Genomic DNA, 24,463 nt, shown 5'->3' on the forward strand with positions numbered 1-24,463 from the left:
AAGGATCAATAGATCAATATGTTAATTTGAATAGAAACCATCGAAAATTTAAATGATACTTATTGTGCGACTCGTTTTGATTCCGCAGGTTAATAGAATTCTTCTATCGTTTCAATAAAAATCACTCTATTGATAAATTAATTTTCTTAACCTACAATAAATAAAGATGTAATACGCGTAAAAGGAGGGGGTTCCCATGGAGTTCAGACAACTGGAGTGTTTTAAAGCGATATGCGAGGAGCTTCATTTTACCCGTGCAGCTGAGAGGTTAGGAATTACGCAGCCCACGTTAAGCTATCAGATCAAGCTTCTCGAGGACGAAATGGGCACTCCCCTATTTAGTCGAATCGGTAAAAAAATCGCGATCACGGAGGCTGGGAGTATTTTGCACAATCATTGCAGCACTATTTTCGGTGCCTTGACTGGAGCACGTGAAGAGATTTTTGAGCTGCAGCACATTGAGCGTGGTACGCTGTCTATTGGAGCGCTAATTGGAGAGATCAATGAATTAGTATCCAGTTTGCTGGTCGACTTCCATAAAAAGTATCCAAAAATTCAAATCAAGCTAAATGGCTTAGTAGATGTTGTAGAACCTCTCATCCTAAACGAACTCGACTTCGCTGTTACCATTTTGCCTGTGGAGGATGAACGATTAAGAATAGTACCTCTTTATGTAGAAGATTTTTATTTTGTGGTGAAGTCGGATCATCCCTTTGCTGACCACAAAACCATTTCTTTTGAAGAGATTAAGAAAGAACCCGTTATTATGTTCCCAAGCACTCATCGTTGTCGTAAGATGATCGATTCGGCATGTTCAAGCCTCGGCTTTGATTTAAAACCAAAAATTGAGACCACAACCATTAGATCCTTGTTGATGCTGGTCCGATCAGGTGCAGGAGTATCCATTTTGTCTAAAACACTTTTAGAGATGTACCCTCATCAAGATTTGAGTATAATTCGCATTACGAATCCTTCTCTACGCAGGGAAATAGGTGTGATTTATCTTAAAGACCGCTATATGGAGAAGGCAGCGAGGGAGTTTATAGATCTTTTAATGGCACGTCCGTGCCTTCTTTGACACAACGGCCAACGACGACTTCCTTCTCGCGATCATCCAATATGTAAGCGATGTAAACGAATGTGGTTTTAATCATAAGAATAACTAGAGGAGCTATTTCAAACTTCTCTTTTTCGTTAGTTCCTATAAACAAAAGAGCTAAGCCGCATACGCAAACTTAGCTCTTTTGTTGTAGTTCGGGTGCCGCGTGAATCCAATCTCCCGAGATACTGCTCTATTGTTGAATAGCTTTCATGATCATTTCAAATATTAGCAGATCCTCCAAGTAATCCTCCGGTGTTGTCTTTGGCGGCTTTCCCTGTGTGACGACCTCGTAGAAATATTCCAGCTCATACACATAAGCATCCTTGTAAGTCGGGCGAACCGTCGATTTATCCAAGCTGTCTCCAATCGTCTCGCTGATGTGCAGTGTAGTTGGCAGTTGTCGGATATAAGGGGTATCGTATTGGTTCTTCGACCCGAATGATCGACGCATCTGGGTTAAAGCCTCTTAGAATTGGATTTTGAATCATGTCGTTGTGCTCCCTTTCTTTTACCACAGATATAAATCGTTCCCTTTAAGCTTGAAAATCGCTTCCATGAAATAGTAATCGCCATAAATAATCGCTTGATGATGGTTCTCCGAATGATAGGCAGCTGAACCAAATTGAATCAGGCTATCGCTACCCGTTGACCAATCGATTCGGGAGTTATCCATTGTTTTTAGCAACTTCAGCGCCGCACCGAGATAAAGCTCCTTTTCATGCTCGCCTACGACTTTCGCAATTTCAATCAGACCGCACGCCGCAATCGCTGCAGCCGTATCATCCTCGCGCTTCGGTTCCTTCGGCTGTCGGAAATCTACCGGAATCACGCCATCCTCAGGAATGTTCGCGATAAAATAGTTAGCAATCCGTTTCGCGGTTTGCAAATAATCCTCCTTTTGCGTATGAATATAGCTCATCATGTACCCATACAACGCCCAGGTCTGCCCTCTCGTCCAGGAAGAGCCTTCTTCATAGCCCTGTCCACCATACGATCTAATTACGCCGCCTTCAAACGGATCAAATTCTACGATGTGGTTGACAGATCCATCTGGTCGAACAAACGCCGTCATTGCGGTATCGGCATGCTTCATCGCGATTTGCTTGAACCTCGGATCACCGGTTTCTTCTGAAGCCCAGTACAGCAACGGAATATTGAACATGCAGTCAATTATCGCCCAGCCTCTTGTATCAGAACCCTCTAAATCGTTCCAAGCGCGAATAAAGCCACCTGCCAAATTAAAGCGACCCGCGAGCAGTACAGCGGCATGCAGCGCTCTTTTGCGAGATTTTGGATTCTGCGTTACTTTATAATTCGCTACACTTGTCGGCAGCCACATAAATCCAACATCATGATGTAAGCCGTAAAATTCATCAAAACAGCGATCTAATTCTTTTTCGGAGATTTGAGCGATTTCTTTATATTTCTCGTTACCGGTTTCGTGATGCATAAGCCACATCATGCCGCCCCAGAAGCCATTCGTCCACCAATTAATCCCATCCGTTTCGGTACCTGTAGGATTATCCACGTTGCGATTATCGTGTGTTCCGTTAATTGTCGTGTACGGAATTTTGTGCTTGGACTTCTCACTGACCCAATCCATTTTCGTTGATAATCTGTCAATCAATTCATTCAACCATGCTTGATCCTGCCCATTTAACATGCGTTTCTGCCCGCTTTCTACATTTTATTTTTCCTTATTAAAAATCCCCCCTATCCGCCTTGAAGGTTGATAGAGAGGTTTAGATTTGTCACAAAACCCCTAATGTTAGCCTTTGGTTGCACCTGCTGCGATCCCTTTGACAAAGTATTTCTGCAGCGCGATGAATGCGATCAAGACAGGAATGATTGAAATCGCGGTGCCTGCGAAAACCATATCCCACTGGGACGCATATTCGCCGACGAAGCCGAAGATTTCGACGATCATTGTCTTGGGCTTATCCGAAGGCAGCACCAAGCTTGGCATCAGGAAGTCGTTCCAAATGCCGAGACCGTTCAGCACGACCAAGCTCGCCGTACACGGCCCAAGCAGCGGGAATACAATCCTCCAGAAAATGCCGTACTTGGAACAACCGTCGATTTCAGCTGCTTCCTCAATTTCACGCGGAACGCCTTTCAGAAAACTTGTATAAAGAAGTACGCCGAACCCTACTGAGCCGGAGATGTAAATGAGAATCGGCGCACTTAAGGTGCCGTAGAAACCCATCATTTTCATCTCTTTGAACAGTGGAATCATATAGACTTGAAATGGAATCATCATGCCGGATAGAAAGTAGACATATACCATATTCGACCATCTTTTATTCGTCCGCTCAATCGCGTAAGCTGCCATGGGAATGACCGCAATCATCGCGATAATCGAGCATAGGGTTAAAATGACCGAGTTGACCATGGCTCTAGGGAAATCGGTTTTGGTCCAGAGATAGACGAAGCTATCCACGTACCAGCTGGTCGGAAATGAGATCGCATCCCTCAGAATAGCTCCGTTGCTTTTAAAGGCGGAAATCAAGCTGAAGTAGATCGGAAAGAAGAAGATAATCGCAAGGACTAGCGTCAGGAGAAAGAGGAGAATCTCCAGCACATTTTTCTGCTTTCTCATCCTATAACTGCACCTCCCTGCTGCGAAGCAGCTTAATTTGGACGAGTGAAACGATCAGGATCAGGATAAATAAGACAAGCGATAGCGCTGTTCCGAAGCCTTGCCGCAGCTCGCCAAAGCCGACTTTGTAAATAATGTACGTTAGTGTTTCTGTCGCAAAACCAGGTCCACCATCCGTCATGACGGCAATCTGATCGAATATTTTTAAGGACGCAATCATCGACAGCATCATACATACCGTAAAAGCACCTGCGAGCAGAGGGAACGTGATATGGCGGAATTGCTGCCAGCGGTTCGCACCGTCAATGCTTGCCGCTTCCGACAGCTCTGGCGGAATACCTTGCAGACCGGCCAAATAAATAATCATATAATAGCCGGCGCCTTTCCATACAGTTGCAAAAATGATAGCGATCAATGCGTAATCCGGATTTCCAAGCCAATCGATTTTCAAGAAGGAAAGATGAAGCTTATCGAGCAATTGTGTAACAACTCCAAAGTTATAATTCAGAATAATCGTCCAGACAAATCCCATTACAATCCCGCTGAGTAATGTCGGGAAGTAAAAAATACTGCGAAATAAATTGCGGAACCATTTCACCTGATCTACCAGCATCGCCAGCAGCAGGGCAACGGCATTTTCTATAATAACTAAGACAACGGACAGGATTAACGTGTTTTTCAGTGCATTATGCACGCGCTCGCTGTGCCACATCTCCACGAAGTTATCAAGTCCAATGAAGCGAATATCAGGACTAACACCATCCCAGGAAGTAAAACTGAGGTAGATACTGCTCGCTGTTGGTGCCATGACGAACAAGGTATAGAGGATCAGCGCAGGAATAAGAAACACGACGGAAAAGGGGAGCCATTTTCTTTTTCTCTTCACAGGCTGTATGGTTGTCATTCTCTTATGCCTCCTATTGGACTTTGAAGGTAGTAGCAGGAAAACCTCCGCAAGTGACGCAGAGGTTCTCCGTTTGCAGCCTTTTCGTTCTTATTTTTTCATTGCTTTCACTTCGGTATCCCACTCCGCATCCGCTTTTTTCAACTGATCTGCGCTGAAATCACCTTTCACTAACCAGTCTTGAACGGATTTATAGAACCAGTTGCGGAATTGCGGAGGTATTTGGTTAGATCCCCAGAAATTATTGATTTGAAGCGATTTTTTAACGTTCGGATCTGCCATCATCGCCAACACTTCTTGCAATTGCGGGGAAGCTTCATAGTTCATTTTTTCTTTTGTAGATGGGATTGCGCTTGCAACTTTCAAGTATTTCGGATATTGCTCTTTGCTGAAGAAGAATTTAATGAAATCCGAGATCGCCGCTGTTTTGTCTGGATCTTTCGCTGCAGCAGCAGATAAGGACCAACCAGCTGGTTGTGCAAGACCTACAACGTTCACTGCACCCTTTTGATCTGGTACAGGGTACCAGCCAAAATCAAATTTCGGATCTGCTTGAGCGATCGTTGGGAACATCCAAGGACCGGAGAACAAGCTTGCCGCTTTACCTGTCACGAGCATGGAAGCCGTTTGGTTGTCCGCCGTACTCATGTAACCTTTATCTACGTAGCCTTTTGTAAATAGATCTGTTAATTGCTGCATCGCTTTCGCTGGGCCTGCATCTGCGAAGCTCACTTTACCTTCGGAACGCTTGGAGTTCCAGTCTGGATCTTTGATGAACACTTCATCTATTAGGAATTTATTGACCCAGAAGCCCCAGTGGAAAATATCTTTACCGCCGACAACGATCGGTGAAATACCTTTTGCTTTCAGCTTTTCTTGAGCTGCGAGAAAGTCCGCATATGTTTTAGGTTCTTCTGTAATACCTGCATCAGCGTAAGCTTTCTTGCTGTAAATAATCCCTTGTGGAGCAGGAAGCGAAATTGGCGCGTTGTACACTTTGCCGTTTACTTGCGGTACGCTTTCAAACAAATCTTGTAAATCTTTTGGAAGTTCAGCCAGCTTGCCTGCATCCGCGAATAGTTGCGTGTCACGCATTTCGACAAGGTCTGGGAATTCACCAACGGCATCTTTTGTTTTCAAGAAGTCCAGATATGCAGCTGTCGTTGTTTCGCTTAAATCTTTGATTTTGACGTTCGGGTTCGCTTTCGTGTAAGCAGCAATCGAATCGGCTACCGCTTGTTTGGTCGCTGGATCGCCTGTCGCATAAATAACGCTGAAAGTAACATCTTTCTTCGGAGCCGCTGTTGCTGCAGCTTTGCCACTTGACGTTGGAGTTGTGGAATCACTTTTGTTTCCGCATCCTGCCAAAATGAGTGCTAATGCTGTCGAGCCTACGAGTACTTTGGAAAAAGTTTTAACCATGGTTGAAAGTAACCTCCCTTTAGTATCTAGTTTCTTTTGAACAACCTAAGCGGTGTGCTTTCGACTCATCTTGTGCTGTTTTGTTCCTTGATTTAAGACTAACATACGCCCAAATCGTTTAGAATGAAGTTTTTTAAGCTCGATATGCATGAATTTAAGAAAGTGAAAACGAATGCAAAGATCTTCATCTATATGGAAAAACAGCTTCTGCCCATGCTTCGAATCGAAGCTAAAGCAGAAGCTGTCTCTAAGAAAAACAGAATTCCGACGATTTACCCTTTGATTTGACTCTTATATTCGTGCGGAAGCTTGCCATAACTTTTCTTGAACATATCACTGAATTGCCGTGGATTATGATAGCCAACCTGCTCCGCAATTTCGTAAACGAGCAGATCCGTTTGCAAGAGCAGCCGGACTGCGTTTTTCATCCGGATGTTTGTGACGTACTGCTTAAAATTCTCATGCGTGTGCTTCTTAAAGAAGCTGCTAAAATAATACGGATTCATAAACACTTGGGAAGCCATGCTTTCCAGCGTTATATTTTCGCTATAGTGCTCCTCAATGTATTCCTTAATGACCTTCATCTGCTGCGCTTCGCGGCTGCCTCCTGCCGTGCTTACTTGTTCCAGTATGTCCAAAATGAGACCCGTTATGAAATCTGTTAGATCACTAAAACGGTAAAATTGATGCAACCGCTGTTGCCAATCTTTCCGCTGCTCGGACGACACCTGAAGGTCGATCCCGACAGCCAACATCTCCTCCATTAAGTCCGTCAGCATGGCATGTACGATTAATACCGCGGATTCTTTACGACCAATAGCGTTGGTTGCAGCATGTTCAAAAAAGCTTACCAACAGCTCCTGCACCTGCTGCTTTTCCTTGGCAATGACCGCTTTAATCACAGCGTGCTTGGCATCTGCTAAGAGTTGATCTTCACCGCCACGCCGCTCATTCTGTGACCATGACAGAACCATCCCTTCCTTTTCAAAATAGCTATAGTTCATCGTCTCAACGGCCGACTTATAGGATTGCCGAATGTCCTGCAAGCTGAGGGCCGGCATACCTATACAAATCGTCACATGAATTTTAAGATAAAATAAAATCTTATTTCGCATTTCGCTCGCGAGACGCTGCAAATCATCCTCTACACGCATATGGTTCACAATGACGCATAAATTTTCGCCTTTTTGAATGACAAGGCCGCTGCCATATAGATGGACCAGTTCTTCCGCTAGATTGGATACCGCAAACACTAACAGACGCTTCTCGTGCTCCCCCCACCTGCCGTCCTGGAGCTGCACATGCGCAAGCTCCACATACAGCACGCTGAAACATGGATCCGTGAACGGAGAGTTCAAGGCTTGAAACTTACTCTGCGCTTCCTCCCACCGAATATCCCCTTGAGTGAGCCTGTCGAACAGCTCCTCGAGCTGTGTCTTCTTATCCTTTTGTTCATAGACGGCCAGCTTTCCTTTGGAGGATTGATCTTCATTCGCCTCTTGCAGCTGCGTCATCGCTTTACCCACCGCCTCGAGCAGCAGACTCTTCTCGATCGGCTTCACCAAATAATCAACTGCACCGAAGGCTAACGCGTCCTTGGCATAGGAAAACTCCTGGTACGCACTGATAAAAATAATTTTGGTCCGCAGCTGCCGCCTTTGTACTTCTTTAATGACATCGATGCCTGAGCCGTCCGGCATACTTATATCCGTGATGACGAGATCAGGCTGCTTGCGTTCAATCTGCTCCATCAAACCTCTGCCAGTCATGGCCTCACCCACGATTACAATGCCGAGCTCTTCCCACGGAATGAGCTTTTTTAACCCTTTGATAATCATCGGTTCATCATCAGCTAGAATGGCGTTCAACACGGACGCTCACCTCTTTCGTTAAAGGAATGACAAAACGGACGGTAGTCCCAATATGTTGACTGCTATTGACCTCTACGCCAAAACCTTGCCCATATAGCGCCACAATGCGCTCATGGACATTGATGAGCCCTATACTGCTTCCCGTATCCAGCGAGCTGCCCTCAGCCAGCTTCTGACGAACAAGTTCAAGCGCATCCTCGCTCATCCCTATACCGTCGTCGTCCACCGTGACACCAAGCAGGTTGTCCGAAAGCTTTTCAATCGAAATGCGAATTGTGCCTTTCCCCGTCTTCAGCATAATGCCATGATAAATCGCGTTTTCGACGATTGGCTGCAGCGAGAGCTTCGGAATGGCGCAGTCCATCAAGTCCGCATCGAACCGGAAGTCAAGGCCTAGCTTATGCTCTCCGTACCTGATAACCATTAATTGAAAGTATTGCTCCAAGTTCGCTTTCTCTGCCCGGATTGTAACGGTTTCTTCGCCATAATCGAGTACATATTTGAGCTGGTGCGATAACGACAAAATCATATCGCCCACCTCATTCGCATCTTCCGCAACAGCGCTCATCCGAATGACTTCCAATGTATTATACAAATAATGCGGTCTGATCTGACTTTTCAGTGCGTTCAGCTCCGCTTGCTTCTGCTTAATCTGCGCAACATACACAACGTCAATGTATTCCTTCAGCCGCCCTACCATTTTATTAAAACCATGGGACAGAAGCCCCAGCTCATCCGCTGTCTTGACGGTCACCTTCGTATCGAAATTGCCGGACTCCACTTTCGCCATTTCTCGCGTAATACTGCGAATCGGGTTGGAGAAGCGATTAGAGAACCAGACCGCTACCACAATCAACGAAATCATACACAGGCCAATGACGATCGTAATCGTCCGAATGAGCTGCTCGACTTTGAGGAACAGTTCTTTTTTATAAAACTCGCCGACAATTTTGATGCTCTTCACTTCTGTATCCTGCTGTAAATGCAAAAAATCATCCGACGTATTCGCATGGAAAACAGTACCGATTAGCTCTATTTGATTGCTGTAAAGGATAATCCCCTGATTATCCACGACATAGACCGTATCCCGGTTATTCAGAACCATTTGCTTAAAAATCTCATTAAATACGCCAAGTCCTACATCCATATAAAAGCTACCGACCATATCGCCTTCGACCTTGGATGCCCCCAACACATCGGTTAGGTTGCGCCCAAACGTCATGACTTGATCCGTTGCCCCAAGAAAATAATCCTGCTTATGCGTCGGAAAAAAGTTGAGATCGTTACGATTAAGCATCAACTGATCCTTCCATTCAACTCTTGGGAATTGATATTGGTAATCCAGGGCAACGTTGTTCTTAGATAAGCTTTGAAAGGTTCCATTCGGCAGAACAAAAAAGACACTTTGCAGGTTACGTTCTGTATACAACACCGTTTGCAAGAAATCGTTGATCGTCATCGACAAGCGGATGTCTTTATCCTTGCTTTGCGCTGCAATCGCTTGTCCCAATTGGCCATAGAGTCCGCCTACCCCGTAGGAGTACATTAGTTTGGAAATGTTATTGTACTTAACGAACATATCATCCACATTTCGGCTTGCAAACAGCAGCATTTGCTCATAATTGTTCGTCGCATAACGCTCCATAAAGCCACTGAACGTCTGAAGTGAAATATAACTGAGAATGAGTAGCGGGATAAGACCTATCGAAATAAAAGAGAGTGTAAATTTAGCAAAAATGCTTTTGTGTAGCCGGAAAGGGTTCGACACCATCAGTGAGCCGCCTCTTTCTTTCGTTTTAGAATACGTCTATTTTAACAGAATTCGCACACGATGCTACCGTTGAAATTTAATGTAGAAGTGCGCTTTTTTAAGAAATACGTCTTCGTGAGCTTAATTTCCTCTGTACAGATGAGGAGTTTCAACGCCGTGAGAAGATCCACGAATTTCACTACTTTCGCACAGACCTATGCAATTATCCAGGAGGATATGTTGATGGCTGGGTGGTCAACTTGAATTACCTGAGACAGGTAGCTGAATACGGCAATGAGCCGAGTCGAGCGGCTTTTACAGATGTAATTCTTGCTTTCTCGCATTCCACTGAGATTCCGACACTATTAACTCACATCACTGCATATCCTGTTGCAGAACAAATGCATCGTATCCAAACATTTTACGCTCACTTTAAGGCTCTTCGATGGTACATTTCTGAGGCCGGAAAGCGAGGCGATCCGTATTTACTTGATTGGGCCGGAAGCGATTTAGTTCTTTATGGGGGAAGAATGATACTCGCCTATAACAAAATCCTATATCCGTATCACAAGTGGTTTATGAAGACGCTTCAGAGCGCGCCAGATAAGCCTGAAAAACTTACCGAACTTACCGTCCAATTACTACAAAACCACAATGTTGCCAACGCTGAAGCATTCTGCAAATGCATCCTTGATTTCAGGGAATGGGAGTCTCCACCTGAAGGATGGCCAAGTGCCTTTCGAGTAGAAAGCGAGTGGCATTGGATGCGAGGTTGTGCACCAGTGAGAGATTGGTAGAGTAGTAAATGAAATTTAATCCAGTAACTGCCTATTAGCGTAGCGAGGCCGCCAATTGATAACTCGGCGGCCTCGCTATGTTTGTGCACATTATTTATTCATGACAATTCCACGCTGGCGTTGTCCCCTAATATTTCAGTGAGCTGTCTGTATCTGCAAGTTTAAAGGCCATCCTTTGCAGGATGGCCCTTTCTTTGTAGAACATGTATTATTAACTAACATACCCGTTCTACACCCCATTATAATTGATAAATCCCGTGCTCTATTCGCTGGATGCAAGATTCGGCAAACTTGTAGTAATCAAAGTCATGGTGACTTTCCGTCTTAGTAAGTCCACTGTAAAACATTCCCCACACAACCTCTCGAACCATCGACACAAATTTCATGTCCTGAAAAATGTGGAATGTTTCCTCCTCGAAATATCCGAAGTATAACTTTAGCCACTCACGCTCATCTGTTTCACTGAACTGGTTTGTAAAAGGAATGAGCGTCAATTCGAAAAACACATCTCCGACTCCCGACAACTCCCAATCAATAATTTGCAACTGTTGGCCTGTATAGATCATATTGCATAAAAAGGAATCATTGTGACAGAATTTGTTGTTATATTCTTTGTCATTACTCCGCTTATGCGCGATTTTCTCTACTCGATGCAAAATTCGGTTCAATCCATCAGGATGCTTGACTTGAAACTGATCTGCGCCTTTCAAATATCCATAAATTAAATCGTAAGGAGTACATGTTCTGCCTTGACCTTCCATACGATGTATTCGTTTGAGGCGATCCATAATCATTTCTTTGATATGATTGTCTTTCAGATCATCTTTCTCAAGCATTCGACCTTCAATAAATTCCGTGACTACAAATTGTTCCGGATGATTATTGGAAATCACCCTGGGAGCAAATCCTTCGCGGTTTGCCTTCTTCATCACTTCTATTTCAGAGCGGCGTGTCAGGTTCAAATACTCATTTTGTCTGCTATTGATGCGAAGAACGTATGTACTCAGTTTGGTTAGTACCTTATAGGTTTGGTTGCATAGCCCTCCACTAAGATTATCAAAACTTAAGAATTCATGGCTTAGCTCTGGTACTTCGCGAATAATTTCTTCAACTTTCATGTTCAACAGAATCCCCTCCCAACGGAAATACGATTGATTTTATGCTTTTTGAAAACCTTTCCAACAAATTCTGTGAAATATACGGGCCAGCGCATCATAAATGTGTTTCTTGTAAAAGCTACTTCTCGAAAGATTTCATTTCCTCTATCACCGAATCTTCATATGCGTGCATTTTTCCGAGTATGATATCTTGGACATTAACTGGTTGGCCAATTGTCGCTGACTCCAGTGCCGCAAATACGACGCCTAAGGCTTCAAGCCCCCGTCCAGCGCTCGAAATCGGCTCCTTTTGATCCGCTATTGCTTCCCATAATTCCACATAAGAATGCGCAAACGGATTTTGTACAATATCGGGCGCATAACGTTCGATAATTTCAGACATCGGGATATGTGTCCCGTCTTCCAGCTTTGCATGCTGTCCCGGACGGAAGCAGCCCTTGCTGCCGTAAATCCACACCCCGCCGGTTCCTTCCCCATGCGCGGCAGTACTGCACATCCAGTGTCCCAGCCCGCCGTTTGCAAAACGGAACACCGTTACCGACGTATCTTCGCCACTAGGACGTATAATGGTTTCCCCGTCGCTCAACTCTTTCTCGAATATTTCCTTATATGAGAATACTTCTTTAATAGGACCATTCACTTCAGTAAAAAAATGGGTGCGATGGACACCATGATCATTAATCCATCCGGCTCCCGCTCTTCCTTTCATATGACGCCATGCCGTACCGGCAAAATATTTACGCCCAAGTGTAACTGTCGCATAGTCCATAATCATGTAGACGGAGCCGATGATACCCTCTCTCACCGCTCTTGCCATTGCAACATTGTCAGCTCCCAATACGCTTGGTTCAGATAGAGTCATAACCTTGCCATATTTTTTCGCATCTGCAAGCATCTTCCGTCCGAAGGAAGGCGAAATAGCCAACGGCTTTTGCATTTGCACATGTACTCCCGCAGCAAAACAATCTTCCGCAACGGTATGATGCAAATCATGATCCAGCAGGATGGATACCGCATCCAATCGGCCTTCCTCCAGCATCCGGCGATAATCTGTATATACTTCGGGCCGCTTTCCGAGCCGTCTTTCCACTTCCGCTGCAAACTCCTCAGCTCGATCCTGTCTAAGATCGCAAACAGCTGTTAAATCAAACGTTTTCTTGCCTTCATTTTTTAATTGTTGCAAACCTTCCAAGTGTGCAGTTGAAATAACTCCGCAACCGATGAATCCAAGTTTCATTTAAGTAACCTCCCGAATAGTAATTGTTTCTATGTTTTGTGTACATCTAAAGGAAAAATACCTCCAACATAATGAATAGATGGAGGTATCTTAAATTTCCGGTAATTTCTTGGTGTGCTATTTCTAAATATCCAAAGCTTGTTTAGCCAAGGCCAGAGCACCGCAAAGACCAGCGTTGCCGCCTAGAGCGGGTTGTACAATGTAATTATCATTGTCATCTGAAAAAGCCGGATGCTGTACGTAACCGTTCAACAGTTTACGAACTTGTTCGCGTATAAGCGGGAATAAGTGAGATTGGTTCATAACGCCGCCGCCGATAATGATTTTCTCCGGAGAAAGAATGAGAATGTAATTGACTAGTGCCTGAGCGATATAATAGCTTTCTATTTCCCAAGCAGAATGAGTATCTCCAAGTTCAAACGCCTTCGATCCCCAACGATCCTCCAACGCCGGTCCGGCCGCCAATCCTTCCAAACAATCTTTGTGAAAGGGGCAGTGTCCTTCATAGCTGTCATCCGGATGCCGCCGTATAAGAATGTGCCCCATTTCTGGATGGGTCAAACCATGAACGAGCCTGCCTTCAACGATGGCACCCGCACCGAACCCGGTTCCGACCGTCATGTACAGGCAGCTGTTCAATCCTGCTGCTGCCCCCCATGTTGCTTCCCCCAGGGCAGCTGTATTCACATCAGTATCAAAACCAATAGGGATGTCAAAGTACCGCTTCAAATGCTCTACGATCCGGTAACCGCTCCAGTGCGGCTTTGGGGTTTTTGTTACGGAACCATAAGCATGGCTCTGCGGATTCACATCAATCGGGCCGAAGGTTCCGATTCCAATTGCTTGTATCTCTTTTGCTGCAAAGAAATCCATCGCATTGCCAAGCGTAGCTTCTGGTGTCGTTGTTGGGATAGAGATGCGGTCAAGAATTTCGCCATCTGCCGTCCCAATCCCGCATACGAACTTTGTCCCGCCGCCTTCGATAGCACCTAATAACAATTCGTTTCCCTCACAATCATCGTCACTTTGTTATACCGTCACAAGCGAATAGATCGATTTCAATGGATGAAGTGCTAGAGAAATGACCTTGGCCTTTCCATCAAGCACATATAATTCCAAACCTGTACTGGACGGATCCGGAAAAATTTGATCGGTAATCACAACCTCCCCGTCATTTGCAAATACTTCAATGGAAGAGTTATCGACAAATAGGTGCAGCTTTAGTCGTCCATTTTGAAGCTCCAATTGCACATCATGCTTACAAGCAAATGCATCATGAAATCCGCTTTCACCGGAGTTGCAACGGTCAACAAACAATCTCTGCATGGCGGTGTTATAGCCGACTACGGTTTCTTCCCGCTCCGAATTCCGAAGCTTAAAACCAACTTCCGATGCGTCGCCCAAATCGATTTCACATTCGAGCTCATAGGTATCGCTGTGCACGTCCGAAAGTATGTTTTGACCGGGGCTAACCATAACCTCTTCCCAAATCTGTGCTTCTAACCGAAGCTTCTGCAAATCCGTCACAGGCTTTTGAACCAAGCGCATTCCAGATGCCCCCTTCTTCAGGGAAAGCACCCGTGGCAGCGTCATCGCGCTTCTCCAACTGCTTGTCGGAGTGAGATTTGCGTACTTCCAATTGCTCATCCAGCCGATAAACAGCTTTCCTTTATCCGATCTATCAACATCCGACCATGTTACACCGGCATAGTTATCTCTTCCGTGATCCAACCATAAGACGGTTTCAGGAGAAGCATCGTTCGTAAATGTACTTCCGTCAAAGCTCCCAACAAAATATTGTGTCCTTGAGCCTTCTGCCATCTGTGGATGATCTCCGATGCTGACGATCAGTATCCATTTCGTTTCTTCAGCATGACCTTCTATCGGTAGCTCTATTAAGTCCGGACATTCCCATACTCCGTCATGTGAGCCCTCTGCGGCACCGAATTCACTTGCAAAAGACCATTCCTTTAGATTGGAAGACGTATAGAAATGAACACGGTCTTCCACTGCAAGTACCATGATCCACTGCTGCTTTGAAGCATGCCAGAATACTTTAGGATCCCGGAAATCCGTTATTTGCTCGTTGCACAACACAGGATTCCCCTCATACATCACCCACGTTCTGCCTTTATCCAAACTATAAGCAAGGCTTTGCCTCTGTCTCGGTCGTTCGGAATCCGGATAATGGTCCGCGTGGGTGAAAATAGCAACCAGACCAGGCTTACCAGAGAAAAATCCGCTGGTATCCTCCCAATCCACCACTGCGCTACCGGAGAATATGAAACCATTTTGATCAGGTTTTAACGCAATCGGGCGATGCTCCCAATGGGTCAAATCCGTACTGATCGCATGTCCCCAATGCATCGGTCCCCAGGTTGTACCTTCTGGATAATGCTGATAAAACAAGTGATATTCCCCATCGAAATATACCATTCCATTTGGATCGTTCATCCATTTAGCCGGCGGCGTAAAATGGAACTGTGGTCGGTACTTTTCTCTATACATAACAGTTGACATCTCTTCCACTCCCTCTATTTAAAAAAATCCAGAGCGTCACCTTCATACTCGATCCGCTCCGGCGATTTAATACAAAATTTATTTTTTTACGTTTCTGTCGTAACCTGCTTGTTTAATCTTCAACCAATCTTGTAGACCCAGACGGTCCAATTCTTTTAAATAACCAGCCCATTCAGCATCAATTTTCCCATTCTGAATCCACTCAGTCCGTTTTCTCAGTACATAGGCAAACATATCTGTTTCAATCGCAGAAAGTCGATCCAATTCTTCTAAAGAGAAGAACACTTTTGGATAAATATTTTTTGCCTTCATGTCCGGGACCATCACTTTTTTCATTAGGTCCAATCTCCATGCCGCATCGTCTGGCTTCGTCGTAACATTGCCATAGTAAGAATCCAAAATCGCCAATGGTCCGCCAACAAAGGTTTTTTGTCTCAATTCCCAAGGAGACGTTCCGTTCAACGGTAAATGTTTCAGCATTTTTTTAGATTCGTCGAATTCAAAGATATTTTGCTGTGCTTTATCTCCATAAGTGCCCCAGTTGTTTTGTACGGATTGTGTCGGATCGTATAGAGAATCAATCCATTTTGCAGTCGTTTCGATATTTTTATTTGCTTTGGTGATAACCATTCTTCCTCTATCGAGTCCCATTCCGTTCGTTCGCGTTACGTTTTTCCAACCATTCGGCCCTTCAAGCGCAGGCATAAGATCATATTTATCGTTCATGCCTGTGATATTTCCCTTATCCCATGTAAAATATAGACCATAACGATTTTCTTTTCCTTTAGCTAGATAGGTATTCCAATCCTGCGTAGGCGCTTCAACATCCATTAAACCTTCTTTATATAAATCATTTAGAAACTTGACGCCTTCCTTAAAGCTATTATCAGCAGATGTGAAAATAACCTTTCCATCATCACTGACAACTGTATGGTCCCAGTTTTCGCCCAGACCGAATGAGCCGAATAAGAAAGCCAAGTCCTCTCCGCCGGTTTTATTGATAAAGGACATAGGTATTTCATCCGCTTTTCCATTACCGTTCGGGTCTTTTGTTTTAAAAGCAATCAAAACTTGTTTTAATTCTTCCGTCGTTTTTGGCATCTTCAAGCCTAATTTATTTAGCCATTCCACGTTAATCCAAGGGAAGTCATCTACTGAGTGGATACTTTCTTTACCGGCACCCAGCTCTTCAATCCATGGGAACGAATAAATATGACCGTCCGGGGCCGTAATCATCGATTTATATTGCGGCGCTTTCTCCAAAACCTTCTTGAAATTTGGCATTTGTTTTTCAATAATGTCATCGAGCGGAATAATGGTTCCGTCCTTTGCCAATTTAAGCAAATCGTAGTCACCCAAAGCTGCATCGAAAATCGCATCAGGAAGATCCCCGCTGGCAATCGCTAAATTCCTCTTCTCCGCAAACGAATCCCAAGGATAATTCTCCCAATCAATGTGTATCCCCGTCTTTTCTTCTAGACGTTGGAATATCACCTTTTTATTAGGATCTTCGGGAGCTAGCGGCGAGCTTTGTGTCATAAACTTCAAAGCAGGTTTCGCTGTTGTACCTTGGGCAGCACTTGATGCTGCCGGCTGGCCTGATTCTTTGCTGCTGCTGCACCCCGTTACTGCCAATAATGCCGCCATAGAAATGAATAATGCCTTTTGGGAATGTTTCATAAGAATAACCCTCCTCTTTTTTGGAAAACCTATATGTTTGCCGATCCATTATTTTAATGAACCGACCAAAACACCCTTTTCAAAATACTTTTGGAAAAAAGGATACATAACAAGTAACGGTAGACTGGAAATGACAATGGATGAATACTTAATGATCTCAGATAGTCGTTTCAGTTCTGCCATAGCCAATTGGTCCGCAATCATGCCAGGATTTACTTGATTCTGAATTAAGATAGATCTTAAAACCAACTGTAGAGGCAGCAAATTAGCACTTTTCAAATAAATTAACGCGTCGAAATAAGAATTCCATTGACCTACGAATGCATATAGGGCTAATACGAAAATAATTGGTTTAGATAGAGGAAGAACAATCTTGAAGAAAATACGCACCTCAGATGCGCCATCAACCTTGGCTGCCTCGTTCAATTCGTTCGGAATTCCACTAAAGAAGGTCCTTGCCAAAACAATATTCCAAACATTTACAGCCGTTGGTAGGATGATCGCCCATACCGTATCTAACATTCCCAAGTTTTTTATCACCAGATAGGTTGGAATTAATCCCCCGCCGAAAAACATGGTGACGACAAACAGGATCGTAAAAAACTTTTTACCTACGAAACCAGCAACCGATAAAGGGTAGCCGGCAAAAATGGAGACAACGACGGTAACAAAAGAAAACGCGACGGAGTAAAAAAGAGCATTTACAAATCCCCGAATCATCGCATGATTCGATAAAATGACTTTATACCCTTGAACACTATAATCAGCAAGATGGAAGGAGATCCCTTTATTTAATAGTGCAGTCGGCTCCATAAACGACGCCACAACTACATAAATTAAGGGAACTACAACGATCAATACAGCAAAGAACAATAGAATGTAATTGATGGTCAGAATAAAACGGTCCAATCTAGTAGGCTTAAAATTCATACGGCATCTCCTTCTCTTTTAATAGAGGCCTTCACCTTCATTTAATTTCTTCACGACAATATTAACGAGGATAAGCAAAACGACATTAATAACGGAATTAAATAGACCAACCGCAGAGGAATAAGCGTAATTTCCTGCTTGCAAACCAATTTTATACACATAGGTTGGAATGATCTCTGAAGTTGGAACATTCATTGCCGTTTGCATCAAATAGGCTTTCTCAAATCCAATTGCCATAATGCCGCCGGCAGCTAAGATGAATACGATTGCCATAACCGGTTTAATCGTAGGCAAGTCGATGTGTTTGATTCTTTGCAGCAGGTTAGCTCCATCAATGGTTGCAGCATTATGGAGCTCGGGGTCAACGCCGGCTAATGCAGCTACATAAATAATCGATGACCAGCCCGCTCCCTGCCAAATGCCAGATAAGATATAAAGCGTCCGAAAATAATCCGGGTCTGACATAAAATTAATAGGATGGCCAGTAATCAGGGTTAGAATCTTATTAATCGGCCCTACCGGCGATAGGAATACGAATAGCATCCCGACAACAACGACAACCGATATAAAGTTTGGCGCATATAAGACCAATTGAATCCTTTTTTTAACACCAGCTTTCCGTAATTGATTCAGCATGAGCGCTAATAAGATGGGAACCGGGAAACCAAGTATGAGTCCATAAGCACTAAGTTTCAGCGTGCTCATGAAAATAACTTCAAAATTGGGTGAGGTTAAAAACTTCGTAAAATGCTTTAATCCAACCCATTCACTGCCGAAAATCCCTTTGCTCGGACTAAAGTCTTTAAAAGCAATGACCGCCCCGTACATGGGTACGTACTTAAATATGATCGTCAGGACGAAGGCTGGTGCCATCAGTAGGTACAGAAAAGGATTTTTCCTCATATAATCGATTTTACTTATAAATGTATGACTTCTTTGTTTAACAGCTCTCATGTCAACCTTCGCAACTTCTTGCAAGATTGTCCCCCCCTAACTAAATATCCATAATTTTTTTCAATTGCACAAATCACTTCAAACGTTTGTGCTTTTTCACTTGTAGATCCCATATAAGTAAGGGCTTACATTCTTCCTATCTTCTCTTGACCACAATTTCAATTTACACACAATAATTAATTTAGTCAACATAATTTTTATATAATTTGTTCATTTGCAAACAAAATAAGATGCATATTCTCACTAAAAATCGAATAATTCGTTCGTTTTTATTGGTTTTCTCTTCTTTTGAACAATAAAACAAAATGTACGGAGGATAAAATTTCAATTTACAGATTCATTTGCACAACTTAATTTGTGCATTTGTTTACATTAATTTGCACAATTAGCGAATTTGCATCAATTTGCAAATGCACTAATTTCTGAGTTGATATTTGTTCAATTGTAACATTTTGAATTGACACTTTAATTATAATATTATACATTTACTTTAAACTAATCATCCATTGATCTGCGAACTGTAGTTGTTCGTTAAAGGAGTAAGCACATGAGTAAAGAAAAAATCACCATACAGTATATCGCGGACTCCTTAGGGCTATCCAGGAATACTGTTTCTAAAGCTCTAAACGGCAGTGAAAGTATTCCTGCAGAAACAAGAAATAAGGTATTAAAACGTGCGATTGAGTTAAATTATAAACAGTTTGCTCTTATTGATACGGACACGTTAACCACCAAAAATACGGGCAACATTGCACTCTTAACGTCAAATATGCCGAGCAATAGTCATTTTGGGGCTTCATCGCTAAGCGGACTTGAGAAAAAAATCAGTTCCGATGGTTTTAATCTCTCCATTCACATTGTTCGAGAATCGGACATTTCTTCATTAGTACTGCCTAATAATTTCGACACTAAAAAAGTGGACGGAATCGTTTGTATTGAGTTATTTGACAAGAAATACACCCAATTAATCAATTCCTTGGGGATCCCAACCATTTTTATAGATTCCACAGCGGATATCTTTTATCCCGAACTTCATGCAGATATCATTCTAATGGAAAACGAACATAGTACTTATTTAATGACAAAGAAATTAATCGATAATGGTTATTCAAATATTGGCTTTATTGGCGACTATAATCATTGTAAAAGCTTTAATGAAAGATGGTCTGGATTTAATCGGGCGTTACTAGAATCTCATTTGCAGCTTAACCACCTATTTTGCATAGTTGAAGAAGATCGATATATTGCGGATCCTAAATGGTTTGAGAACCGGTTGGATAACATGAACAACCTTCCGTCTGCCTTTGTTTGTGCGAATGATTTTATTGCCATTAACGTGATGAGGATTTTAAAAAACAAAAATGTACGAATACCGGAGGATATAGTTATCTGCGGTTTTGATAACTCTCCTGAGTCGCAGATCGTAGAACCTCATTTATCAACCGTCCATATATTCAGAGAGGAAATAGGAATTCTGGCTGCTGAAATATTGTTGTCCAGGGTTGAGAACCCTCTCAAGCCACCTCAAATTACTCATGTTCAAACGAAGCCGATATTCCGTGAATCTACGGGGAATTTAAACGAATCTAATTTATGAAACTATTAAACAATAAACCGCTGCACCCTATGAATGGTGCAGCGGTTTAAATTATTACTTCAGCTTGCTTTAGAACATTTAAAGTTGGCCGCAGACTGCAGATGCACAACAGCATTTATCGTGACAGCGTCGGATTTATACATCAATTCTTTTAATCACTCTCGCTGGATTACCACCAACAATCATGTTGTCCGGAATATCCTTGGTTACCACGGCTCCAGAAGCAATAACGACATTATTGCCAATAGTTACACCTGGATTAATAACCGCTCTTCCGCCGACCCATACATTGTTGCCAATCGTTACCGGCTTTCCATATTCCGGCCCCTTGATCCTTTCGTACGGATCTACAGGATGTGTAGCCGTATACACGTGAACTCCTGGCCCGAACATACAGTTATCGCCAATCCGAACCTCGCACACATCCAGGATAGTACAGTCAAAGTTTGTATAGAAGTTCTCGCCAACATAAATATTGTAGCCATAGTCAAATCGGATGTTTGGCTCCATACCCAAGTTATTCCCAGTCGATCCTAACAGCTCTTTAAGTATCCGTACTCGCAGCTCTCCATCCATTTCGGTAGTCTGGTTGTACATGCGCGTCATCCGTCTGGCATATTCCCGCTCACGCGTAAGTTCAGGATCCCAAGCCATATATAGTTCGCCATCTAGCATTTTTTGTTTTTCTGTTTTCATGTTATACACCCTATCCTCTCTCATCATGAAGTGAAGTATTTTGAATTTGTAATGGTCTGGCAGATCTGGTCAGAGATCCTGAGATGACAATACCAATAAGTACAGCAATCAGTGCACGCAATAACCCAAAATGCTCTCCCAGAAAGCCCAGCGCAGGCGGACCCGCCAGAGCTGCGATATAGCCCGTCGTAGCTACGGCTCCGACTCTTACAGCTGCACCTTGAGGTTCATCTCCTGCCGCCGATAGCCCCACCGGAAAACCAAGCGAGGCTCCAAGCCCCCATAAAACGACACCAACCGAAGCTACAAAATAATGCTGGCCCCAGATCACTAACGTTAATCCCAGAAAGGCCGCAATGGCACATCCCGATAAGACCCACACCCTTCCATAACGATCCAGAATCCATCCGCCAGTAAATCGTCCCAGGGTCATAGCTGCTACAAACAAGCCATAGATAAAGGAAGCTGCCAGCGAGTTAACCCCATAACCATCCACCATAACCAACGGCAACCAATCATTAGCGGAACCCTCGGCAAATGCCATGCCCAAAACAATAATACCAATAAACAATGTCCGTTTTTCTTTCCATACCGTTAACTGCTGTTTAAAAGCCGAACTCTTTAGAGTTGAAGTATCCACATGTTCCTTTCCTGTATCCTCTGGCAAGTAACGATAGCAATAACATACAGCTGCGGCCATCAACAGAGCGATGATCGAGAAATGGGCCACGATCGGGAGATGAATGGCCACAGCCCCGGCGCCGATAGCCGCTCCAACGAGTGCCCCTACACTAAAAAAGCCATGAAAGGCCGGTAAAAGTGTTCGATTCAATGCCTTCTCGACTGCAGAACCTTCCACATTTAGTGCGACCTCCGCAGAACCGTAACCGCAGCCAAAAATGATCAAGCCCCCTATAAAGATAGGCAAATTCGTTAGGGCCGTACCGATTCCGCTAGTTACAAATCCAATCACAATCATTAAAGAGCTGCCCATTATGACAGGTCGTGCACCTATTCGTGCGACAACTGAACCCGCCGCAAGCAGACCAATTAGGGCTCCCGCTGCAGCCATGAATATTATGATACCCATCTCGGCAGTAGAGATATGAAGCAAATCCCGAACAGCAGGTGTACGGGAGATCCAAGAAGCAAAGGACAGTCCCGGCAGGGCAAATAGCAGAAACAAGATATTACGGGCTAGTCTGGGATTCTTGTAGAAAAGAGATGTCATATATTTCGCTTCACTTCCGTTTCTCTACAAGTTTCACTGAATAGGCCAGGCTTTCCAGTGTCATTGTAATCAATCCATACATGTAATCCTCCTCCGGATACTCAAGCAGCTTCAGTTGCGGCATATGCATCTCTGGAATATACTTCAAACATTCATGCCGGATCATCTCCACATCAGCTGGCTGGACTAGACTCCCGGTCAAAGCAATCGTCTCCGGGTTCATGACTGCGATCAGACTGGATACGGCACGGCCAGCTAGAGAATGAAAAGTAGTCCTATCGTGCAATTGCCGAACTATGGACTGAACGTCGCTGATGAACAAAAAAATACTCCCCAAGACAGTGTCGCCTTAAGGGAGTCTGTAATTGTTACTTGGCAAATTCCAATATCTTTAAAAAATTCTCCACACACTTATTTCTTATTTATTAAAGCTTGAGCATCTCGGAGCAGGTACGTTGCAGCTTCACTTGAGACATGTTTACCTGCTTGCGCCTGCACCTCGCTCACGAAACTCTCCACATTGCCTTTATCCAATTTCTTTTGCAAGCTATTCACAATTCCGGCATTATCAATCCAGTTATTCTTGGCAAAGCGAGTGATCAGTGCCTTTAAAGCTTCAAGGCTTGTCGTTGTCTGAAACGTCACTGTTACGCTAGCCGCGTTCCCAGCCAAGTCGCTCGAAGCCACCATAAATGTATGCGAGCCAAGCGGCAGTGTATAAAGCGGGATGGGCGTTCCTGTCTGGAAAGAATAAGTATCCAGCGTTACAGTAGTCCTATTGCTGTCAACCCCCGACATCCCGTCGTTCACTAAAAACATAGGCGAGATATCCCCATTATCGCTAATGTCTCTATTTCCCACTAATCCAGAAATGCTGATTGTAGGTGCAGTTACGTCCAGGTTAAAGCTGACTGTCTTCACGACTTCTACGTTGCCGGCATTGTCTGATGAACGGTAGCTCACATTATACTTACCGTCCTGATTCATGGTAATGGGTCCCGTATATGTTAGCCATGTTCCCCCACCATCAAGATTGTACTCCGTCAGTATTGTACCTGACTGATTATCGGCAATCAGGTTTACCATAACCGGATGTACGTACCATCCGTACCGTCCATCTGGCTCAGACGGCGCTAGAACAGCTCTCGTTGCCGGTATGAGGCTAGTGACCGTTATATTCGCTTCGGCTTTAATTGATGTTCCATCCACTTTTCCATACACCTGAAATACACCACTCTGTGCATATTGCATTGGATCAATCGCATCCCAACTAACAACTGCCGTACCTTGACTCGTGTTTTCGTAGATGACCGAAACCGTATCAGGTAGCACCGGAGCCTTGCTGATTGAGGTTGAAACAGCAACAGGCTGAACGCTTTGCACATCTTTACCGTCATAAAGGGCCTTTACTTGTATCGCCGTCATGGCACCATCATAAATCCGGAAATCGTCTACTGTTGCGTTCAGTTGCGCTCCATTACCATATCCGGATACACCGATTTTCTTAATATCGGATGTAGCCGTTATCGAATTAAGATCCCCATCCGTATCAATCTGTTGGGAGATACCGTTCTTGTAAATCGCCGCTGCCTTGGTCTCTGAATCGAAGGTGAACACTACATTTGTCCATTCGTTTAGAGGAAGGAAATCGTCCGGCCTCGCTTTCACAAAGAAATTACCCGTTCCATCGACCATAACCAAGCTGGAGACATCGCCGTTATAAGTGACGAAAAATCCATTAGCCGCATAATCGTTCTCCGGCTTGAACCACAGTAGTATGTTCTCATTAGCATTCATGCTTGTCGTCCGCTTGATCCAATAAGAGAGTGTAATCTTGTTCGGCTGCAAATCTCTGCTCCTGCCTAAGTCTACGTAATTTCCGCTAGTGCCGCTAAAGGTTAAAGCACCATTCTGATGTCCACTCGGTTCCCAAGCAAGCGATCCTTTCGTCGTTCCATCATGTCCGTTACCCGAAGCGTCGGTAATGCTGGTGCCATTTGCTTCATCAAATTTGTACCGTGCAACCAATGAAGGGAACGGATCCAACATGACTCC

General features: G+C 43.9%; 21 protein-coding genes. 3 read left to right on the forward strand and 18 right to left on the reverse strand.

The window, feature by feature from the left end; all coding sequences use genetic code 11:
• The first annotated feature begins 196 nt into the window (after positions 1-196).
• Positions 197-1,078, forward strand: coding sequence for a LysR family transcriptional regulator (locus ASD40_RS24385; RefSeq protein ID WP_057305733.1), 882 nt, complete (start codon positions 197-199; stop codon positions 1,076-1,078).
• 214 nt (positions 1,079-1,292) lie between these two features.
• On the opposite strand, the gene ASD40_RS24390 is transcribed toward ASD40_RS24385, so the two are convergent.
• From ASD40_RS24390 to ASD40_RS24420, 7 genes are all read right to left on the reverse strand, one after another.
• Complete coding sequence (locus tag ASD40_RS24390; protein ID WP_057305734.1) at positions 1,293-1,553, reverse strand: hypothetical protein; 261 nt, start codon at positions 1,551-1,553, stop codon at positions 1,293-1,295.
• 57 nt (positions 1,554-1,610) lie between these two features.
• Complete coding sequence (locus ASD40_RS24395) at positions 1,611-2,765, reverse strand: glycoside hydrolase family 88 protein (protein WP_057305735.1); 1,155 nt, start codon at positions 2,763-2,765, stop codon at positions 1,611-1,613.
• 105 nt (positions 2,766-2,870) lie between these two features.
• Positions 2,871-3,701, reverse strand: a complete 831-nt coding sequence (locus ASD40_RS24400) for a carbohydrate ABC transporter permease (protein ID WP_057305736.1) — start codon at positions 3,699-3,701, stop codon at positions 2,871-2,873.
• Position 3,702: 1 nt separating this feature from the next.
• A complete protein-coding gene (locus ASD40_RS24405; protein WP_057305737.1) occupies positions 3,703-4,605 on the reverse strand; it encodes a carbohydrate ABC transporter permease in 903 nt (300 codons plus the stop codon).
• 90 nt (positions 4,606-4,695) lie between these two features.
• Complete coding sequence (locus tag ASD40_RS24410; RefSeq protein WP_057305738.1) at positions 4,696-6,027, reverse strand: ABC transporter substrate-binding protein; 1,332 nt, start codon at positions 6,025-6,027, stop codon at positions 4,696-4,698.
• A gap of 272 nt (positions 6,028-6,299) precedes the next feature.
• Complete coding sequence (locus tag ASD40_RS24415; RefSeq protein ID WP_057305739.1) at positions 6,300-7,898, reverse strand: response regulator; 1,599 nt, start codon at positions 7,896-7,898, stop codon at positions 6,300-6,302.
• Positions 7,876-9,669 carry a cache domain-containing sensor histidine kinase gene (locus tag ASD40_RS24420; RefSeq protein ID WP_057305740.1) on the reverse strand — a complete coding sequence of 598 codons (1,794 nt, stop codon included), beginning with the start codon at positions 9,667-9,669 and terminating at the stop codon, positions 7,876-7,878. The genes ASD40_RS24415 and ASD40_RS24420 overlap by 23 nt, the downstream gene beginning before the upstream one ends.
• A 239-nt stretch (positions 9,670-9,908) precedes the next feature.
• On the opposite strand from ASD40_RS24420, the gene ASD40_RS24425 reads away from it, so the two are divergent.
• Positions 9,909-10,445 (forward strand): hypothetical protein, encoded by a 537-nt coding sequence (locus ASD40_RS24425; RefSeq protein ID WP_156390179.1) that lies wholly within the window; start codon positions 9,909-9,911, stop codon positions 10,443-10,445.
• 239 nt (positions 10,446-10,684) lie between these two features.
• Here ASD40_RS24425 and ASD40_RS24430 read toward each other — a convergent pair whose 3' ends face one another.
• From ASD40_RS24430 to ASD40_RS24460, 7 genes are all read right to left on the reverse strand, one after another.
• On the reverse strand, positions 10,685-11,563 hold the full coding sequence (locus ASD40_RS24430) for a phosphotransferase (protein WP_235549412.1): 879 nt from the start codon (positions 11,561-11,563) through the stop codon (positions 10,685-10,687).
• A 118-nt stretch (positions 11,564-11,681) separates the two neighbouring features.
• Complete coding sequence (locus tag ASD40_RS24435) at positions 11,682-12,800, reverse strand: Gfo/Idh/MocA family protein (RefSeq protein WP_057305743.1); 1,119 nt, start codon at positions 12,798-12,800, stop codon at positions 11,682-11,684.
• 123 nt (positions 12,801-12,923) lie between these two features.
• The gene (locus ASD40_RS24440; protein ID WP_057305744.1) at positions 12,924-13,799 is read right to left on the reverse strand and encodes an ROK family protein; all 876 of its coding nucleotides are present in this window, start codon (positions 13,797-13,799) and stop codon (positions 12,924-12,926) included.
• A gap of 30 nt (positions 13,800-13,829) precedes the next feature.
• Positions 13,830-15,320, reverse strand: coding sequence for a glycoside hydrolase family 32 protein (locus ASD40_RS24445; protein WP_057305745.1), 1,491 nt, complete (start codon positions 15,318-15,320; stop codon positions 13,830-13,832).
• A gap of 78 nt (positions 15,321-15,398) precedes the next feature.
• Positions 15,399-17,000, reverse strand: coding sequence for an ABC transporter substrate-binding protein (locus ASD40_RS24450; RefSeq protein WP_057305746.1), 1,602 nt, complete (start codon positions 16,998-17,000; stop codon positions 15,399-15,401).
• 48 nt (positions 17,001-17,048) lie between these two features.
• Positions 17,049-17,930 (reverse strand): carbohydrate ABC transporter permease, encoded by an 882-nt coding sequence (locus ASD40_RS24455; RefSeq protein ID WP_056828104.1) that lies wholly within the window; start codon positions 17,928-17,930, stop codon positions 17,049-17,051.
• Positions 17,931-17,948: 18 nt separating this feature from the next.
• The gene (locus ASD40_RS24460; RefSeq protein WP_057306300.1) at positions 17,949-18,884 is read right to left on the reverse strand and encodes an ABC transporter permease; all 936 of its coding nucleotides are present in this window, start codon (positions 18,882-18,884) and stop codon (positions 17,949-17,951) included.
• Between the two features lie 547 nt (positions 18,885-19,431).
• Here ASD40_RS24460 and ASD40_RS24465 point away from each other — a divergent pair.
• Complete coding sequence (locus ASD40_RS24465; protein ID WP_057305747.1) at positions 19,432-20,481, forward strand: LacI family DNA-binding transcriptional regulator; 1,050 nt, start codon at positions 19,432-19,434, stop codon at positions 20,479-20,481.
• A 135-nt stretch (positions 20,482-20,616) separates the two neighbouring features.
• On the opposite strand, the gene ASD40_RS24470 is transcribed toward ASD40_RS24465, so the two are convergent.
• The 4 genes from ASD40_RS24470 to ASD40_RS39495 form a co-directional block, all read right to left on the reverse strand.
• Positions 20,617-21,177, reverse strand: a complete 561-nt coding sequence (locus ASD40_RS24470) for a sugar O-acetyltransferase (protein ID WP_057306301.1) — start codon at positions 21,175-21,177, stop codon at positions 20,617-20,619.
• Between the two features lie 10 nt (positions 21,178-21,187).
• Positions 21,188-22,408, reverse strand: coding sequence for an MFS transporter (locus tag ASD40_RS24475; protein ID WP_057305748.1), 1,221 nt, complete (start codon positions 22,406-22,408; stop codon positions 21,188-21,190).
• Between the two features lie 10 nt (positions 22,409-22,418).
• Entirely contained in the window at positions 22,419-22,745 is a 327-nt protein-coding gene (locus ASD40_RS24480; RefSeq protein ID WP_200957460.1) for a hypothetical protein, read from the reverse strand.
• Positions 22,746-22,819: 74 nt separating this feature from the next.
• Positions 22,820-24,457: an OmpL47-type beta-barrel domain-containing protein gene (locus ASD40_RS39495; RefSeq protein WP_442952727.1), complete on the reverse strand. Its 1,638-nt coding sequence runs from the start codon at positions 24,455-24,457 to the stop codon at positions 22,820-22,822.
• Positions 24,458-24,463: the final 6 nt, after the last annotated feature.

The organism is Paenibacillus sp. Root444D2 (assembly GCF_001426375.1).
Classification (GTDB): domain Bacteria; phylum Bacillota; class Bacilli; order Paenibacillales; family NBRC-103111; genus Paenibacillus_E.